Source organism: Vagococcus sp. AM17-17 (assembly GCF_003471765.1).
In the GTDB taxonomy this organism is placed as follows: Bacteria; Bacillota; Bacilli; order Lactobacillales; family Vagococcaceae; genus Vagococcus; species Vagococcus teuberi.
On sequence record NZ_QRJY01000006.1, the window covers coordinates 1 to 16,068 of the forward strand.

The following is a 16,068-nucleotide window of genomic DNA, read 5'->3' on the forward strand; positions in this document are numbered from 1 at the left end:
ACATTTGGTTTGTCTTACTTTGTTCAGTTTTCAAAGGTCTAAACTTTGTTGCCGTAACAACTTTTATATCATATCAAAACGATAATTTGTTGTCAATACCTTTTTATCATTTTTTTAAATTTAAAAATATATAATATAGGAAGCAACTAGATGATGATAACACACATATCATTGATTCGTCAACATATTTTTAAAAGTATTTTTAATAAAATAACAACTCATTTAATATACTACTTATTTAAAAAAAAGTAAACATATTTTTTAATTTATTTTTTATTTTAATTTATTTGATACAATGGGTAATATAAATAATTAGGAGGAATTCAACATGCAAATACTAGTAGCTGATGATGATAAAGAAATTGTTGAACTATTAAGCATCTATATAAAGAACGAAGGATATGACGTCGTTAAAGCTTATGATGGTAAGGAAGCTCTTAGTAAGATTATTACAAATCCTAACATCGCATTATTAATTCTTGATATTATGATGCCAAAAATGAACGGATTAGAAGTCGTTAAAGAGTTAAGAAAAGAATCTCAAATTCCTATTATAATGTTAACAGCTAAAACAACTGATATGGATAAAATACAGGGATTGATTACTGGCGCTGATGATTATGTTACCAAGCCATTTAATCCTTTAGAAATTATGGCACGTGTAAAATCACTACTGAGAAGGACTAATATGCAAGTCCAATCTGAAGAACCTGACTTATTAGAGGTAGGACCTTTAATTATAAAAAAAGATTCACATGAAGTTGAAACTGATCAAGGTGTAAAAATACAACTAACAGCTTTAGAGTTCGGCATTCTTTATTTACTTGCTAGTCATCCCAATCGTGTGTTTAGTGCTGAAGAAATTTTTGAAAGGGTATGGCAACAAGAAAGTTTAGTTTCTGCGAAAACAGTCATGGTTCATGTTAGTCACTTAAGAGATAAGATTGAAGAAGCTACTAACGGCGAAAAAGTAATCCAAACAGTTTGGGGAGTGGGGTATAAAATTGAGGGATGATGAAAAAAAGAATAGTATTAAGCTAACCTCAAAGGAAACTAGTGAATTAATAATAGAAGGTATCATTACGATTATTTTACTGATCCTTCTGAATTTAGCACTATATATTCTCATCGATCAAATAGTAAATACTTCATTACCTATTGATGAATTTATGTGGCATATACAATATAATATCTTTTATGACTCCAGTCCCCCGATGTTTTGGCAAAAACCATTAATATTTATAATGGTTTTTGCGGATATTATTATACTATATTGGCGACTAATTCGACGTTTCAAGCAAATGCAACAACAACACATTATTAGCGAGTTACATTATATTTCAAATGGACATTACAACCATCGTATTCCCTTTGAATTAAAAGGTGACTTAGGACGACTAATAACTAGTATCAATGCCCTTGTTGATAGTACGGTTGATGCATTAGAAGAAGAACGTAGAATTGAACAATCAAAAGATGAGTTAATTACCAATGTTAGCCATGACATACGGACACCTTTAACTTCTATCATTGGTTATCTGGGTTTAATAGAAGAAGGAAAATACCAAAATGAAGATGAATTATTGAAATACACACATACTGCCTATTTAAAATCAAAACAGATGAAAGTATTAGTTGATGATTTATTTGAGTATACTAAAGTCAGACAATCTAATGTACCGTTAAATGCTATTACATTTGACATGAATCAATTGATTGAACAACTTACTGTAGATTATGAACTCGAAGCATCCAAAAAAGATAAGTTAATAAATTTTATACCTCAAGAAGACTCGTTAATGATGATAGGAGATACCGAAAAATTAGTAAGGGTGTTTGATAACCTTCTATCTAATGCTTTGAAATATGGCGTTAACGGTTCACAAATAATTATAACATCTGATAAAATTGGAAACGAAGTAGTTATAGTCGTAAAAAATGATGGTGATCCTATACCTCAAGAAGCTTTAGACCATTTATTTGATCGTTTTTACCGTGTTGAAGAGTCTCGTTCACAACAAACTGGAGGTACTGGTCTTGGACTAGCCATAGCTCAAAGTATTGTTTCTCTTCACGGTGGATATATATACGCTAAATCAAATAAAAATTGGACTTCTTTTACTATACATCTACCTTTAGCACCGGCACAATAACCTAACCATTTTTAGAGTCTTTAATGAACCTATTGTTTTATATAATAGAATTTGTTAAATTAGGTTCAGTTAAAATTAGGAGTGTACTATCTATGACACAATCAAATAAATACAAATATAAGGTAGTTGTCTTACTTATTATTTTGTCAGTATTCCCAATTCATGTGTTAGCTGCAAGCAACGAACTTGATATTCCAGCTAAATCTGCTATTGCGGTTGATTTTGACACGGGCAAAATTTTATATGAGAAAAACAGTAGTGAAGTACTACCTATCGCTTCAATGACAAAACTGATATCTGCCTATCTTGTATACGAATCCGTAAAAACTGGAAAAATAAGTTGGAATGATTCTGTTCCTTTTGATGATACTCTTATCAAAATGACTGAAAATCCTGACTTATCAAATATTCCTATAAAAAAAGAGTTAACTTATACTGTTGAAGATAGCCTTAAAGCTATGCTCATTTCTTCAGCTAATGTTTCTACTACTGGCCTCGCCAGACTAATATCCGGTACCGAACAGGCTTTTGTTGACCAAATGAACCTCAAAGTAGATGAATGGGGAATCAAGGATGCTCACTTTATCTCTGCATCCGGCCTCGATACTCAAGATTTACCAAAAGAAGATCGATATCCTAACTCAAAAGATGACGATGCCAACATGATGTCCGCAAAAAGTATGGTCATTGTCGCAAAACATTTGATTACTGATTATCCAGAGGTATTAGATATTACAAAACAATCTCACTATACTTTGTTTCAAGGGACTAAAGATGAACAAACTTATTGGTCTTCAAATTTGATGTTGCCTGATTTATATTACTATACTAAAGGTGTAGATGGATTAAAAACTGGTACAACCCCTAATGCAGGAGCTTGTTTTATTGGCTCAACAGTTCAAGATGGACATCGTATCATAACTGTTGTCATGAATGTTGATGAGAAATATAGTCGTTTTGAAGTTACAAAAAATATCTTAAAACATATTGAAACATATTGGGAATACCAAGAAGTTAACAAAGCTGGTTCAAACGCTATTGTTGAGAAAGCAGATGTACCTAATGGAAAAGTTGAAACTGTTCCTTTAATTATAAAAAACTCAAGTTCTTTATGGGTAAACAAACAAACCAGTGAATTAAAACAGGTGTTTAATCAAAAAAACGATAAACTTTCGGCACCGCTTAAAAAAAATAATATCGTTGGACAGCAAGTTACGACTGATATAAACGACAAGCTTGGCTATCTCGATCAAAAAGACACTGGGCAAGCAACTAGTGATGTGATGACAAAAACTGACGTATTAAAAGCGAATATTTTTGTCAGAGCATGGCGATCAATAAAGAACAGCATAAAATAATGCTGTTTTTTATTTTATTAATTCTATGAATAGAAAAAGAGGAATAGCTAATGAAAAAATCACGTATGGAATATGATAAATTAAAAAGAAAACAAAAATGGATAGGTTTGTTATTCTTCTTGATTGGAAGTTTAATCACCATTAGTATCATTATTACAGTAATGGCATTGTACCCTAACGAATTGACATCTCTTGTAAAAACACACGCGACATCTCAATCAACTTCTAGTTCTAGTACATCCGTTGACGATAAACCAACATCTACTGATTCGTCAGAACCGTTACAACAAACTCATACATTTACTCCTAGAACTAATTTTGCCGAAAATACAGAGACTCCACTTCTACTAAAACCATTAAAAGACAAACTAGAACAAGATATTGCATCCAGAGAATTATCAGGAACTTTACTCGCAATTAAAAATAATCAAGTTATAATGTACAACTCATTTGGTTATGCAACTGATGTCCCTTGGAAGGCCCAAGAAAGTACTTATATGATTGCATCGATTCAAAAATTTTATACAGCATTACTTATATCGACTCTCATATCAGAAAATAAATTATCATTAGATACTACTTTGAATAAATTCTTTCCGGAAATACCAGGTAGCGATCAAATTACAATTGATAGTATGTTATCTATGACATCGGGATTGAAATTAGATACTGGAAAAGCCCCAACTTCAATTAAAACCCAAAAGGATTGGGAAAATTATATATTAAAAACAACAACACATCAAAATTCTACAGAGTGGGACTATTCTCCTGTTAATTTTGGATTATTAGCAATGATTATTGAGAAAATTACAGGCATATCTTATGCAGACTATTTTAATAAAACAGTGAAAAAACCACTGGATCTAAAAGAAACTGGTTTTTATACTGAACTGTCAGATAATTCTCACCTCGTTCCTGTATATGAAGAAAATGGAACTGCAGCAAAAAATGAGATACCTGATTATGCTTATGTAAGAGAATTAGGAACAGGAAACATGTATACATCCCCCAAAGACTTTGCAATAGTTGTTCAAGCACTAATGGATGGAAGATTTGAAGATTTAAATAATATTAAAGCAGCCTGGTTAAAAGCTACTCCTTATGGTACAACTTATTATAAATCCGGTCTTTACAGAAAAGTACTCGATGAAAACGGACCAACCATTTTCTGGGGACACGGTATTTTTAGGGGCTATGAACCCACTGTGATTTTTAATAATGACGCCAGTGACATGGTTATTTATTTCAGTAATCAATACTTAACCAATAAATCGAATACCATCGCAACAAAAGAATTTTATGATATCATTTCTCAAAATGTCACCTTCAATCAATAAAGGAGATTCTTATCAATGGATGTCATACGTTTAATTAATTTAGCAAAAAAAGAACCAAAATCTCTAGAAGAAATGGGGTTAAAACTAGCCGAAGAAACTGGTGAAGTAGCCGAAGCAATTTTAAAATACAAAAAATCCAGTGGCAGTCAATACAAACATGGTACATTAGATGATTTAAAGGAAGAGTGTGCTGACACTTTACTTGTAGCTTTATCCTTATATTTTCAACTAGAAGGTAGCTCCATAGATGAACTAAACAGTATCATTGAGAAAAAAGCTGGTAAATGGGAAAAGCACATGCAAATTAAAGAGTAGTTGACATCACTACGAAAAGTAGCTATAATTTCTGATAAATAGACTAAATATGAAAGACTAGTATTTATTACGTGTGTTTAAAGAGAGTTAGCGGTTGGTGTGAGCTAATAACAACAAATAAAGAATCCACTTTCTATGATTATCTAACGAACTCATAAGAACTAAGTTAGATCGGCAAAATAGCAAACCGTTAATAATTGCTTATAGAGACAATTATTTTGTCTAAAATTTGGGTGGTACCGCGAATTCAATCTCTCGCCCCAGAAGGTCATAGGCTTTCTGGGGCGAGAGTTTTTTATTTATTTAAAATACTAAGGAGGAAATAATAATGTTAGATTTAAAATTTATACGTCAGAATACTGAATTAGTCAAAGAAAAACTAATGACACGTGGTGTTGAAGGAGAAAAGATTGATGATTTTGTTCGTCTTGACCAAGAACGCCGTGATAACTTAGTAAAAGTCGAAACATTAAAAAAACATCGTAACGATGTATCACAAGATATCGCAAAATTAAAACGTGAAAGACAAAATGCTGATGATAAAATTCAAGAAATGAAACAAGTTAGTGAAGATATAAAAGTGCTGGATAAGCATATCCATACCATTGATGAACAACTAGAGTATATCGCTCATACCTTACCTAACTTACCAGCCGAAGGAGTTCCCGTTGGTAATAACGAAGATGAAAATATTGAATTAAGAAAATGGGAAACACCAAAACAATTTGATTTTGAGGCTAAGCCTCATTGGGAAGTTGCGGAAGAATTAGATATTCTTGATTTCGAACGTGGGGCTAAGGTTTCTGGTAGTCGATTCCTTTTCTATAAAGGTGCCGGAGCAAGATTAGAACGTGCCGTATATAACCTAATGCTAGATACTCATATCTATGAACACGGGTATACTGAAATGATTCCACCATACATTGTTAATGACAAATCAATGTTTGGTACTGGACAATTCCCTAAATTTAAAGAAGATGTTTTCCAATTAGAAAACTCAAATTACACATTAATCCCAACAGCAGAAGTACCATTAACAAACTATTATCGTGATGAAATCTTAGATAATGATACCTTACCTGTTTACTTCACTGCTTTAAGTCCTGCTTTTCGTTCAGAAGCTGGTAGTGCTGGTAGAGATACTCGCGGTTTGATTAGATTACATCAATTCAACAAAGTGGAAATGGTGAAATTTAGTAAACCGGAAACATCTTATGAAGAATTAGAAAAAATGACAAATAATGCTGAAGCTATTCTACAGAAATTAAATTTACCATATCGTGTAATTATTTTATGTACAGGTGATATGGGGTTCTCAGCAGCGAAAACATATGATATCGAAGTTTGGATTCCAACTCAAGAAACATATCGTGAAATCAGTTCTTGTTCTAACTGTGAGGATTTCCAAGCAAGACGTGCGAAAATTCGTTACAGAGACGAAGAAGAGAAAGTGCAATACGTTCATACACTTAATGGATCAGGTTTAGCGGTCGGACGTACTGTTGCAGCTATTTTAGAGAACTACCAAAATGAGGATGGTAGTGTGACTATACCAGAAGCACTTGTACCTTACATGGGTGGTATGACTAAAATTACGAAATAACGAAATAACGAAATAACTAAATAACTTTTCAAGTGAAAATCACTCAATTACAAAACAAAAATCCCATGAAATCAGTTTTGAAAAACTGATTTCATGGGATTTTTCTATTTTAAGACTTGTGGGTCAAACTCTTTTACTTAATGTCTGTCATCATCATACTATCTGTGAGTTCTAAATATTCTGCCATTACTTTTTTTGTTTTTATCAATTAACACTAATTCATCTACTTAACCTTCTGTAATATAAAGTATAAGCAATATCTGGTCCAACTTGCCCTAATCCAATAATTCCTACTTTACTCAAATATAATCCTTTCTTTCTAAAAAAAGAGGCAGGAAAATCCCGACCTCTTTTGATCCATTTTATGAAATTGAATAATTTGGTGCTTCTTTAGTAATTTGAACATCATGAGGATGAGATTCTCTTAAACCAGCACCACTCATTTCAACAAATTGTGCGTTGTCTCTTAGCTCTTTTAAGTTACCAGCTCCAACATAACCCATTCCGGCACGTAAGCCTCCCAGCATTTGGAAGATAATATCTTGTACACTACCTTTGTACGCTACACGACCTTCAATACCTTCGGGAACTAATTTGTTTGCTTCATTAACAGAACTTTGGAAATAACGGTCACTTGACCCTTTTTCCATAGCTCCTAAAGAACCCATTCCACGGTATGTTTTAAAACGACGACCTTGGAAAATTTCAAATTCACCTGGAGACTCATCTGTTCCAGCTAACATTGAGCCTAACATGACAACATAACCACCAGCTGCCAATGCTTTTACGATATCTCCAGAGTACTTAATACCACCATCAGCGATGATTGTACGACCATATTCACGAGCAACGCCTGCTGCATCATAAATAGCTGTTAATTGTGGGACACCAACACCTGCGACAACACGTGTTGTACAGATTGATCCTGGTCCAATCCCCACTTTAACAACATCAACACCTACATCATATAACGCTCGAGTAGCTTCAGCAGTCGCAACGTTCCCTGCAATTAATGTGACATCTGGAAAGGCATCGCGAATTTCTTTAATTTTACGAATAACGCCCGCGCTATGTCCATGAGCAGTATCAATAACTAACGCATCAACACCAGCTTCAATTAAAGCACCAGCTCTCTCAAATGTATCACTTGTTACACCAACAGCTGCTGCAACTAATAAACGTCCATGCTCGTCTTTTGCGGCATTAGGAAATTCAATCACTTTTTCAATATCTTTAATCGTAATTAACCCACTTAATCGACCTTTAGCATCTACGATAGGTAATTTTTCTATTTTATGTTGTTGAAGGATTTTTTCTGCATCTTTTAAAGATGTTCCAACTGGAGCTGTTACGAGACCTTCTTTTGTCATAACATCTTTAATCATTAAATTATAGTCAGTCACAAAACGTAAATCACGGTTTGTCAAAATACCAACTAATGTTCTATTTTCTAATGTATCTACAATGGGTACACCACTAATACGATATTTAGCCATTAAATGCTCTGCATCACTTACCTTGTGTTCTGGTGTTAAAAAGAATGGATCGATAATAACGCCACTTTCAGAACGTTTTACTTTTCTTACCTCATCTTTTTGTTGCTCTACGCTCATGTTTTTATGGATAACACCTAAACCACCTTGTCTAGCCATAGCAATTGCCATTTTACTGTCTGTAACAGTATCCATACTGGCACTCATAATTGGAATATTCAACTTAATCTTAGATGATAATTCAACACTTAAATCGACATCGTTTGGCAATACATGACTTTCAGCTGGAATTAATAGAACATCATCAAATGTATACCCTTTTTTTGAAAATTTAGTTTCCCAATTTGACATTAGAAATTCGCACTCCTTTAATTTTGTTTTATTAACAAACTTACCAAATAATCTGTTATTCGTCAATCTTATATAAACGAAAAACCAAACAAATTTTCTTTAAAAAATGTTTGGTCTTCTTATTTTTAAGGACGTAAAAACATACTTCCTTGAATATTGTATTTTTTCTTTAATAAGTAACGGATACCAAATGCTACCACACCTAAAATAAGCGTTAAAACTGGGTCAAGTGAAGGATTGATTGCATGTGGGATAAACGCAGATAATGAAAAAATCATTAACCACGGGATAAAGCATAATGCCATAATCCCACCTGTCTTCCATACACCAGGTCGTTTACTTCTATCAGCTCCTGGCATATCGTATATATAAATATAACGATAGATTAAGTAAAATGATAGACCACCTGACATCGCACCAATCGTGATACTTAATATGCCTTGTGTCGGTTGTGGTGATTTAGATACCATGGTTAAGATACCTGTCATAACTGATAAAAAAGTAAATAGTAATAAGCTATTATCTAACCACATCGAACCAAAATTAGTTTTAAGTGGCGCTGCTGGCTTTGTTGTTATAAATACAACAGCTTCTGTTGGCGTACCATATAGGTGCTTCGCTGTCAGACCTGTTTTTTGCCCTTCTACAAGTTCTTTTAACATAGTATTGAATGTTTCTATTTTTTGGCGTTCATCAACTTCTACGCCTTCTTCATCAAGTATCTTTTTTAAATCAAATATAAACTGATCATTTTTTTTAGTTAATTGTTTTTCTAATTCACGGTTTTCTGCAACTTTTTGTTGCAATTCTTCATTTGTTAACTCAGACATACTCTTGTCACCTATTCTTTCCATTAAACATTAAAACGGAACAACATTACGTCGCCATCTTGTACAACGTAATCTTTCCCTTCTAAACGTACACGTCCAGCATCTTTTGCTGCACTCATGCTGCCGTATTCTTTTAAATCTATAAACGATACAGTTTCAGCACGGATAAAGCCACGCTCGAAATCTGTATGAATAATACCCGCACATTCAGGTGCTTTCATCCCTACTTTAAATGTCCAAGCACGTACTTCTTGTTCTCCAGCTGTAAAATAAGTTGCTAACCCTAATAAATGATACGCTGTACGAATTAATTTATCTAAACCTGATTCTTCAATACCTAATGCTTCTAAGAAATCTTTTTTATCATCTTCATCAAGTTCAGCTATTTCTTCTTCAGCTCTTGCACATACAGTAATCACTTCTGCATTTTCAGTTGCTGCAAATTCTTTTACTTGTTTGACATAATTATTATTTTCAACATCTGCTATCTCATCTTCAGCCACGTTGGCTACATATAGTACAGGTTTAGTTGTTAATAGGAATAATCCTTTAACAATTGGTAATTCATCATCTGTAAATTCAATCGATCTAGCAGATTTACCTTCTTCCAATACTGGCTTAATTTTTTCTAAAACAGCTAGTTCTGCTACTGCTTCTTTATCTTTTGTCTTAGCTATTTTTGAGACACGAGCTAAACGTTTGTCAACTGATTCTAAATCCGCTAACACTAACTCTAAATTAATCGTATCAATATCTGCTAATGGATCAACACGACCTTCAACGTGTGTGATGTTATCATCATCAAAACAACGCACGACATGACAGATAGCATCAACTTGACGAATGTGACTTAAGAATTTATTTCCTAACCCTTCACCTTTACTTGCTCCTCTAACAATCCCTGCAATGTCAGTAAACTCAAATGTTGCAGGTACTGTTTTTTTAGGTTTTACTAATTTTGTTAATTCTTCCAAACGATAATCTGGTACTTCCACCATTCCCACATTTGGATCAATCGTTGCAAAAGGATAGTTAGCCGCTTCTGCACCCGCTTTTGTAATTGCATTAAATAAAGTTGATTTTCCAACATTAGGTAACCCAACTATTCCGGCTGTTAATGACATATTTATTTCCACTCTTTCTCTTAAATTCTTTAAATTAGTCTTCTTTCTTCTCCAACACTTTTTTCATTTTCTTCTCAAATTCTCGTCGAGGCATCATGACAATATGCTGACAATTTAAGCATCTTATTTTGATATCCATTCCCATACGAATTATTTCCCATCGATTCGTTTGACAGGCATGTGGTTTTTTCATCTCGACAACGTCACCTAAATCATACATATGAACATCTCTCCTCGATTTTTGTCATACTACGTGATATATCTTAACACAGTTCTATTATATTTATACTAGTTTTCGTGTGATTTTTGATACTAAATTAATCAAATTGAATGTCTAAAATATCTAAAATTCTAGTCAAATCGGAATTAGATAAATATTCTATTTCTATTTTACCTTTTCCTTCTTTTTCTTGAATACTAACACTTGTTCCAAATTTATCCATTAATCGCTCTTCACTTTCAGTGATATAGTATGGCTTTGGAGTCTGTTCTTTCTTTTTAGAGGAGTCTTTTTTAGTCACGTCATTCATCTGGTTGACAATTTGTTCCAATTGTCGAACTGTTAATCCTTCTTTAATTGCCCTATTTGCTACGATTAAAATATCTTCTTTTTTCTTCAATCCTAGTAACGTTCTAGCTTGTCCCATTGATAGAGACTCATTTTGTACTAAATCTTTCACTACTTTAGGCAAACTTAATAAACGTAGGTAATTTGCTATGTATGGACGACTCTTTCCTAATTTTTCAGATAGCTCAACCTGTGTTAAATCAAGATTTTTCATTAACATTTCATAAGCTTCTGCTTCTTCTAACGGATTTAAATCTTCTCTTTGCAAGTTTTCTAATACAGCCACTTGCATCATACGCGCTTCATCAAACTCGCGTACAATCGCTGGGATTGTTTCTTTACCAGCAAGTTTCGATGCTCTAAAACGGCGTTCACCTGCAATAATTTCATATCCTTTAACAGATGACTTTCTCACTATAATAGGTTGAAATACACCTGATTGCTTAATCGAATCAGCTAATTCTTCTAACGCTTTTTCATCAAATGTTTTCCGAGGTTGATATGGGTTTGGTCTCAAATCAGATAATGGCAAATCTTGAACCGTTTCAGATTGAATGTCAACCTCTTCTATTGTTGATAAATCTTGAAATAATGCATCAATTCCTCGTCCTAATCCTTTATTCGGCTTGCTCACGATTCATCACTTCCTTTGCTAGTGCTTGATACACTTCTGCACCTCTAGATTTTGGATCATAATCAATAATCGCTTTACCGTGACTAGGTGCTTCAGACAATCTTACATTTCTTGGAATAATAGTGTCATATACTCGCTCTCTAAAATAAGTTCGAACTTCTTCTACTACTTCTGAACCTAAATTCGTCCTAGCGTCATACATCGTCAACAACACACCTTCTATACGTAAATCCGGATTAAAGTGTTTTTGTACTAAACGTATCGTATTTAACAATTGGCTTAATCCTTCTAGTGCATAATATTCACACTGAACAGGAATTAAAATGGAATCACTCGATGTAAATGAATTGATTGTTAAATGGCCTAACGATGGTGGACAATCGATTAATATATAATCATATTTATCTTCCACTTCTTTTAGAGCAAGTTTTAGTCGTGATTCTCTTGCCATCATAGATGTTAACTCAATTTCTGCTCCAGATAGTTGAATCGTCGCTGGTGCGATATCCATTCCTTCTCTATTTGTTTGTTGAATGACTTCAGTGATGGGAACTTCATTAACTAAGACATCATAAATGTCTTGAGATACATCCGCTTTACGTATGCCTATACCACTTGTCGCATTTCCTTGTGCATCCATATCTACTAATAATACTTTTTTTCCTTCGTACGCTAAACACGCACCAAGATTGACTGTAGTGGTCGTTTTTCCAACTCCACCTTTTTGGTTTGCTACAGAAATAATTCTAGCCATAATAGGTCCCTCCGTTTCTTACTCATTGTGTCTAATGATTCATCAGGCACCTTTATTTTTATACTAATGGTTTTTTATTTGGTAATCCTGCTTTACGAGGATATTTATTTGGTGTAACTTTCTTTTTATCTATTTCAATAATAAATCGTTCATCTTCTGTTATAGGCAAACTAACCTCATGTTCTGATACAACTTTACCACCAAGTGTTGCTATTGCTTTTTTAGCTTCAACTAATTCTTCCTCAACTTTAGCAGCTTTCATCGCTAAAAATTGACCGTCTTTCTTTACTAACGGTAAGCATAATTCTGCTAATACATTTAACCTAGCTACCGCTCTAGCTGTCACTAAATCAAATGTTTCACGAAACTCTTTATTTTGTCCAAAATCCTCTGCTCTTGAATGATATAAATTAACTTGTTCTAATCCTAATTCGTTAGTAAGCTCTCTTAAAAAATTAATTCGCTTATTTAAAGAATCTACAATTGAAATTTCCATATTAGGAAAAGCTATTTTTAGTGGTATACTAGGAAAACCTGCTCCTGATCCAACATCACATAAACTTAAACCATCTCTTGTCATATCTCGTTCAAAAGCTAATGTTAGTGAATCGTAAAAGTGTTTTAAATAAACATCTTCTTTTTCAGTAATTGCTGTTAAGTTGATTTTCTCATTCCATTCAACAAGCCGTTTGAAATACAATTCATACCGAGCCATTTGCTCGTCATTTAACTCTATCCCATGTTCTTTCAAACTATTTTTAAACTCTTCTGGGGTCATCTTCATTCTCCTTCATGTGAAACAAAATAGTGTTTCACGGATAAATACACTTTATCGTATCTACAGAAAAAGTTCAATGGCGAGAACTTGTTTTTAATAAAAAAAGCAAACTTAACTAATACATAAGTTTGCTTTTAATCTAATATTATTTCCCAAATGTTTCACGTGGAACATTTTAACTTGTTCTAATATTTTCAAAATACGCTCTTAAAAAACCTACTATTTTTACTCTTTTTTCATCAACAGTATTTAGTGTTGATTCAATGTCTCTAATAAAACTATTAATTGCGTCGGTAGTTACATCTTCATAATAAAAATAGTTATATCTTCTTTGTTGAAATCCTCTCAATTCCTTTATTAGACACTTAAAATCTCTAAAAAATTCCTCTTGTATAAATGGTTCATATTGATCTAATTTGTTATCTAATTCATTTAAATATTCGCTACTTTTCACTATTCCTTCTTGAATTAATTTTATATAAGTTTCTTCTAAACTTGTTTCCGTATTCTCATGTAGCAACTGTAAACTACCTTTCACACTTTTCGTTTTATCGATTGTTTTTTGTAATAAATCAAACAAGTTCCAAAACAAATTGTATTCTTTTTCATATTGCTTTTGTGTCATGAATATAAAGCTTTCTTGTTTAGCAGAAAGTTTACTAATATCTTTATCTTGCTTTGTTTGTTTTTCTGTTATTTTTTTATTTACCTGATTAGTCAAGTATATGGAAAAACTACTTAATAAAATAGCAATAATTCCAATAATAATTGATACACTCGTCATAGTATTCACCTCTAATTCTATTATATCAAAGTATCGTTCCTTTTGTGATTTATTTAAAATAAAAAAGACCTATTTCTAGGCCTTTTCACTGTCTATCTTTGCTATTTTACCTTGTTCAATATATACCATCAGAATACTAATATCAGATGGGTTAACTCCACTAATACGACTTGCTTGAGCAATCGTCTCAGGTCTAATTTTTTCTAACTTTTGCACTGCTTCTGTTGCTAAACTATTAATCGCTTTATAATCAATATTTTCTGGAATACGTTTTGCTTCCATTCGTTTTAGTTTTTCTACTTTATCTTTTGCTTTTTTGATGTATCCTTCATACTTCACTTGTATTTCTACCTGTTCAATTACATAACGTGGAAGTTCTTTTTCAGGACTTGGAATAAACTGGCTCAAATCATGATAAGTGATTTCTGGACGTTTTAGAAAATCACGTGCTAGAATACCATCTTTTAATGGCGCTAACCCTCTTTCTTCAAGGAATGTTTGAATTTCTTGTGTTGGCTTCAATCTAATCTTTCCTAAACGTTCTAATTCATTTTCTACCATCTCTTTTTTCTCTTGATACTGAGCAAAACGCGTATCATCAACTAACCCGATTTCATGCCCCATATCTGTTAAACGTAAATCAGCATTATCATGACGTAATAATAAACGATATTCAGCACGAGATGTTAATAAACGATATGGCTCATTTGTTCCTTTTGTTACTAAATCATCTATCAATACACCTATATAAGCATCACTTCTTTTTAAGATAAATGGTTCTTTACCTTGAATCTTTAATGCAGCATTGATCCCTGCCATTAACCCTTGACAAGCCGCTTCTTCATAACCTGATGTTCCATTTGTCTGTCCCGCTGTATAAAGACCAGAGATTTTCATTGTTTCAAGAGTTGGACGTAATTGATGTGGAACAACTACATCATATTCAATCGCATAACCACTACGCATAATTTTAGCTTGTTCTAACCCTTCAATACTCTGAACCATCTCTTTTTGCACATCTTCTGGTAATGACGTTGATAATCCTTGTACATAGACTTCTTCAGTATGTTCTCCTTCTGGCTCTAAAAAGATTTGATGACGTGGTTTATCACTAAAACGCACAATTTTATCTTCAATGGATGGACAATATCTTGCGCCCACTCCTTCCACAATCCCAGTAAACATAGGCGCTCGGTGTAGATTGTCACGAATCAATGTGTGAGTATCTAAATTCGTGTAAGTTAACCAACAAGGTAATTGATCTGTCCGATAGTTTTCATCATGACTTTCAAAGCTAAAATGATTTGGTTGCTTGTCTCCTGGTTGTTCTTCTGTCACCGAATAATCAATTGTGCTTGATTTTACGCGCGGTGGTGTGCCCGTTTTGAATCGTTCAATCTCTAAACCAATCTCTTTTAAGTTATTTGCTAATCCGATAGACGGTAGTGAATTGTTGGGTCCTGATGAATATTTTAATTCGCCAATAATAATTTCTCCACGTAAAGCAGTTCCTGCTGTAATGATGACTGCCTTACTTGTATATTGTATTCCTGTACTTAACTCAACACCATAACACACATCATCTTTGACTAATAATTTTTCAACGATTCCTTGTTTGACTACCAGATTATCTTCTTTTTCTAGTGTATGTTTTAATTCAGATTGATATGCATGTTTATCCGCCTGTGCTCGTAAGGCTCTTACAGCTGGACCTTTACCTGTGTTGAGCATACGCATTTGAATATAAGTTTTATCAATATTTCTCCCCATCTCTCCACCTAACGCATCAATTTCGCGAACCACTACTCCTTTAGCTGGTCCTCCGATTGATGGATTACATGGCATAAAACCAATCATATCTAAATTCAATGTCACAAGTAATGTACTCATGCCCATTCTTGCTGCTGCTAACGACGCTTCAGAACCCGCATGACCACCACCGACGACAATGACATCATAATCTCTTATTTCAGTATTTTCCATTAC

Annotated in this window: 15 protein-coding genes and 1 other annotated feature; of the genes, 6 read left to right on the top strand and 9 right to left on the bottom strand. The window is 33.4% G+C overall.

Annotated elements, in window-relative coordinates; translation table 11 throughout:
• Positions 1-328 precede the first annotated feature (328 nt).
• The 6 genes from DW196_RS07940 (at position 329) to serS (ending at position 6,766) form a co-directional block, all read left to right on the top strand.
• Positions 329-1,015 (top strand): response regulator transcription factor, encoded by a 687-nt coding sequence (locus DW196_RS07940; RefSeq protein WP_071457774.1) that lies wholly within the window; start codon positions 329-331, stop codon positions 1,013-1,015.
• Positions 999-2,153, top strand: coding sequence for a cell wall metabolism sensor histidine kinase WalK (locus DW196_RS07945; RefSeq protein WP_071457775.1), 1,155 nt, complete (start codon positions 999-1,001; stop codon positions 2,151-2,153). Before DW196_RS07940 ends, DW196_RS07945 begins: the two co-directional genes overlap by 17 nt.
• Before the next feature lie 92 nt (positions 2,154-2,245).
• Positions 2,246-3,511 (top strand): serine hydrolase, encoded by a 1,266-nt coding sequence (locus DW196_RS07950; RefSeq protein ID WP_158563549.1) that lies wholly within the window; start codon positions 2,246-2,248, stop codon positions 3,509-3,511.
• A 50-nt stretch (positions 3,512-3,561) separates the two neighbouring features.
• Complete coding sequence (locus tag DW196_RS07955) at positions 3,562-4,848, top strand: serine hydrolase (protein ID WP_118250884.1); 1,287 nt, start codon at positions 3,562-3,564, stop codon at positions 4,846-4,848.
• Positions 4,849-4,863: 15 nt separating this feature from the next.
• Positions 4,864-5,163 carry a MazG-like family protein gene (locus DW196_RS07960; protein WP_118250885.1) on the top strand — a complete coding sequence of 100 codons (300 nt, stop codon included), beginning with the start codon at positions 4,864-4,866 and terminating at the stop codon, positions 5,161-5,163.
• A 38-nt stretch (positions 5,164-5,201) separates the two neighbouring features.
• Positions 5,202-5,429: a binding site (T-box leader), on the top strand.
• A gap of 62 nt (positions 5,430-5,491) precedes the next feature.
• Entirely contained in the window at positions 5,492-6,766 is a 1,275-nt protein-coding gene (gene serS, locus DW196_RS07965) for a serine--tRNA ligase (protein WP_071457779.1), read from the top strand.
• Positions 6,767-7,128: 362 nt separating this feature from the next.
• On the opposite strand, the gene guaB is transcribed toward serS, so the two are convergent.
• The 9 genes from guaB to mnmG form a co-directional block, all read right to left on the bottom strand.
• Positions 7,129-8,610, bottom strand: coding sequence for an IMP dehydrogenase (guaB, locus tag DW196_RS07970; RefSeq protein ID WP_118250886.1), 1,482 nt, complete (start codon positions 8,608-8,610; stop codon positions 7,129-7,131).
• A gap of 125 nt (positions 8,611-8,735) precedes the next feature.
• Complete coding sequence (locus DW196_RS07975) at positions 8,736-9,440, bottom strand: DUF1129 domain-containing protein (protein WP_158563550.1); 705 nt, start codon at positions 9,438-9,440, stop codon at positions 8,736-8,738.
• 23 nt (positions 9,441-9,463) lie between these two features.
• On the bottom strand, positions 9,464-10,564 hold the full coding sequence (gene ychF / locus DW196_RS07980) for a redox-regulated ATPase YchF (protein WP_071457781.1): 1,101 nt from the start codon (positions 10,562-10,564) through the stop codon (positions 9,464-9,466).
• A 34-nt stretch (positions 10,565-10,598) separates the two neighbouring features.
• On the bottom strand, positions 10,599-10,784 hold the full coding sequence (locus DW196_RS07985; RefSeq protein WP_071457782.1) for a DUF951 domain-containing protein: 186 nt from the start codon (positions 10,782-10,784) through the stop codon (positions 10,599-10,601).
• Between the two features lie 97 nt (positions 10,785-10,881).
• Positions 10,882-11,766: a ParB/RepB/Spo0J family partition protein gene (locus DW196_RS07990; RefSeq protein ID WP_071457783.1), complete on the bottom strand. Its 885-nt coding sequence runs from the start codon at positions 11,764-11,766 to the stop codon at positions 10,882-10,884.
• Positions 11,750-12,520 (bottom strand): ParA family protein, encoded by a 771-nt coding sequence (locus DW196_RS07995; RefSeq protein ID WP_071457784.1) that lies wholly within the window; start codon positions 12,518-12,520, stop codon positions 11,750-11,752. The genes DW196_RS07990 and DW196_RS07995 overlap by 17 nt, the downstream gene beginning before the upstream one ends.
• Positions 12,521-12,578: 58 nt before the next feature.
• Positions 12,579-13,298 carry a 16S rRNA (guanine(527)-N(7))-methyltransferase RsmG gene (gene rsmG, locus DW196_RS08000; RefSeq protein ID WP_118250888.1) on the bottom strand — a complete coding sequence of 240 codons (720 nt, stop codon included), beginning with the start codon at positions 13,296-13,298 and terminating at the stop codon, positions 12,579-12,581.
• A gap of 175 nt (positions 13,299-13,473) precedes the next feature.
• The gene (locus DW196_RS08005; protein ID WP_118250889.1) at positions 13,474-14,082 is read right to left on the bottom strand and encodes a hypothetical protein; all 609 of its coding nucleotides are present in this window, start codon (positions 14,080-14,082) and stop codon (positions 13,474-13,476) included.
• A gap of 75 nt (positions 14,083-14,157) precedes the next feature.
• The gene (gene mnmG, locus DW196_RS08010) at positions 14,158-16,065 is read right to left on the bottom strand and encodes a tRNA uridine-5-carboxymethylaminomethyl(34) synthesis enzyme MnmG (RefSeq protein WP_118250890.1); all 1,908 of its coding nucleotides are present in this window, start codon (positions 16,063-16,065) and stop codon (positions 14,158-14,160) included.
• Positions 16,066-16,068: the final 3 nt, after the last annotated feature.

Coding starts and splice junctions, on each gene's coding strand:
- DW196_RS07940 (WP_071457774.1), top strand. CDS start 329: ATGCAAATACTAGTAGCTGATGATGATAAAGAAATTGTTGAACTATTA.
- DW196_RS07950 (WP_158563549.1), top strand. CDS start 2,246: ATGACACAATCAAATAAATACAAATATAAGGTAGTTGTCTTACTTATT.
- DW196_RS07955 (WP_118250884.1), top strand. CDS start 3,562: ATGAAAAAATCACGTATGGAATATGATAAATTAAAAAGAAAACAAAAA.
- DW196_RS07960 (WP_118250885.1), top strand. CDS start 4,864: ATGGATGTCATACGTTTAATTAATTTAGCAAAAAAAGAACCAAAATCT.
- serS (WP_071457779.1), top strand. CDS start 5,492: ATGTTAGATTTAAAATTTATACGTCAGAATACTGAATTAGTCAAAGAA.
- guaB (WP_118250886.1), bottom strand. CDS start 8,610: ATGTCAAATTGGGAAACTAAATTTTCAAAAAAAGGGTATACATTTGAT.
- DW196_RS07975 (WP_158563550.1), bottom strand. CDS start 9,440: ATGTCTGAGTTAACAAATGAAGAATTGCAACAAAAAGTTGCAGAAAAC.
- ychF (WP_071457781.1), bottom strand. CDS start 10,564: ATGTCATTAACAGCCGGAATAGTTGGGTTACCTAATGTTGGAAAATCA.
- DW196_RS07985 (WP_071457782.1), bottom strand. CDS start 10,784: ATGTATGATTTAGGTGACGTTGTCGAGATGAAAAAACCACATGCCTGT.
- DW196_RS07995 (WP_071457784.1), bottom strand. CDS start 12,520: ATGGCTAGAATTATTTCTGTAGCAAACCAAAAAGGTGGAGTTGGAAAA.
- rsmG (WP_118250888.1), bottom strand. CDS start 13,298: ATGACCCCAGAAGAGTTTAAAAATAGTTTGAAAGAACATGGGATAGAG.
- DW196_RS08005 (WP_118250889.1), bottom strand. CDS start 14,082: ATGACGAGTGTATCAATTATTATTGGAATTATTGCTATTTTATTAAGT.
- mnmG (WP_118250890.1), bottom strand. CDS start 16,065: ATGGAAAATACTGAAATAAGAGATTATGATGTCATTGTCGTCGGTGGT.